This window comes from Stenotrophomonas sp. HMWF003 (assembly GCF_003061285.1).
In the GTDB taxonomy this organism is placed as follows: domain Bacteria; phylum Pseudomonadota; class Gammaproteobacteria; order Xanthomonadales; family Xanthomonadaceae; genus Stenotrophomonas; species Stenotrophomonas maltophilia_AP.
The window spans coordinates 785-2617 of the sequence record NZ_QAIW01000452.1; the positions used below are offsets into that span (position 1 = coordinate 785).

Annotated in this window: 1 protein-coding gene; it reads right to left on the reverse strand. The window is 67.7% G+C overall.

Features of this window, described 5'->3' with window-relative positions:
* The coding region (locus tag DBR34_RS24285) for an efflux RND transporter permease subunit (RefSeq protein WP_258224191.1) at positions 1-1833 on the reverse strand (1833 nt) is incomplete at both ends.

Sequence of the window (1833 nt, forward strand, 5' to 3'; positions counted from 1 at the left end):
GCTGATGCGGCCGGTATGCATTTCTTCGCTGGCACCGAAGCCGCCGGGTACGCGCGGGTTGGCGCGCACGATCGGCTTGTCGTCGCCGACGAACCCGGCCACCACCTTTTCCACTTCCTGCACCTGGCCCACGGTGTAGTCGTAGCCGGCGCCTTCGGGGCCATCGATCATGATCTGGAACGAACCGCGGTCTTCGGCCGGCGCCAGTTCGGACGGCAGCACCTTGAGCAGCAGCGCGCTGGCCAGCAGCGACAGCAGCATCACGACCACGTAGATCCAGGTGCGCCCGACGTGCGCGTCGAGCACCCGCCCATAGGCCGCCGAGACGCGGTCCAGGTTGCGGTTGATCACCCCGTGCAGGCCCTTGGGCGGCTGGCCGCTGTGCGGCTTGAGCAGCTTGGAGGCCATCATCGGGGTCAGCGTGAGCGACACAAACGCCGACAATGCCACCGCAGCCGCAAGCGCCACGGCCAGCTCGCGGAACAGGCGGCCGGTATTGCCTTCCAGGAAGCCCACCGGCAGGAACACCGCCACCAGCACGGCGGTGGTGGCGATCACCGCGAAGGCCACCTGCGCGGTGCCGCGCTTGGAGGCCACCAGCGGCGGTTCGCCCAGGTCGATGCGGCGTTGCACGTTCTCCACCACCACGATGGCGTCATCGACCACCAGGCCGATACACAACACCAGCGCCAGCAGGGTCAGCAGGTTGATGGAGAACCCAAACGCGTACAGCGCGATGAACGCCGCCACCAGACACACCGGCACGGTGACGGCGGGGATCAGCGCGGCGCGGAAACTGCCGAGGAACAGCCAGATCACCGCCAGCACCAGCAGCATGGCTTCCACCAGCGTGGCGTAGACGCGGTCCACGGCCGCTTCGATGAAGGTGGTGTTGTCGAAGGCGACGAAGATGTGGGTGCCTTCGGGCAGGGTCTGCCCGACCCGCTCGGCTTCGGCGCGTGCGGTGCGGGCCACGTCCAGCGAGTTGGCGGTGGAGGTCTTGACGATGCCCAGGCCGATGCCCGGCTCGCCATTGCTGCGGTAATACGCGCGTCGCTCGGAGGAGGCCAGTTCGATTTTGGCCACGTCGCCCATGCGCACCACGTAGCCGTCGGCCCCCTTGCCGAGCGGAATGGTGGCGAAGTCTTCCGGCTTCACGTAGTTGCGCTCCACGCGCAGGGTGAAGTCGCGGTCGGCCGATTCGATGCGGCCGGCCGGTAGCTCGACGTTCTCGTTGCGCAGCGCGGTTTCCACATCGCCCACGGTCAGGCCACGCGCGGCCAGCTGGTCGCGGTCGAGCCAGATGCGCATGGCATAGCGCTGGCGCCCGCCGATGCGGACCTGGGCCACGCCGTCCAGGCTGGAGAAACGGTCGACCACGTAACGGTCGGCGTAGTCGCTCAGCTCCAGCGTGTCCATGCTGGAGGAGGTCATGTTGAACCAGATGATCGGGTCGGCGTCGCTCTCGACCTTGGCGATTTCCGGCGGCCGCGCCTCTTCGGGCATGCGGTCGGCAACACGGCTGACCGCATCGCGCACGTCGTTGGCCGCTGCTTCGATATCGCGGTTGGAGGTGAATTCGATGCTGACCTGGGCGCGGCCGTTGGAGCTGCGCGCGTTGATGGTGTCGATGCCTTCGATGCCGGCCAGGGCGTCTTCAAGGACCTGGGTGATGCGGCTCTCGATCACTGCGGCCGAGGCGCCGGTGTAATCCACCGACACCGAGACGATCGGCGGGTCGATCGCGGGCAGCTCGCGCAGGGTCAGGCGGGTGAACGACATGACGCCCAGCACGACCAGCAGCAGGCTCATCACCACCGCGAAGACCGGGCG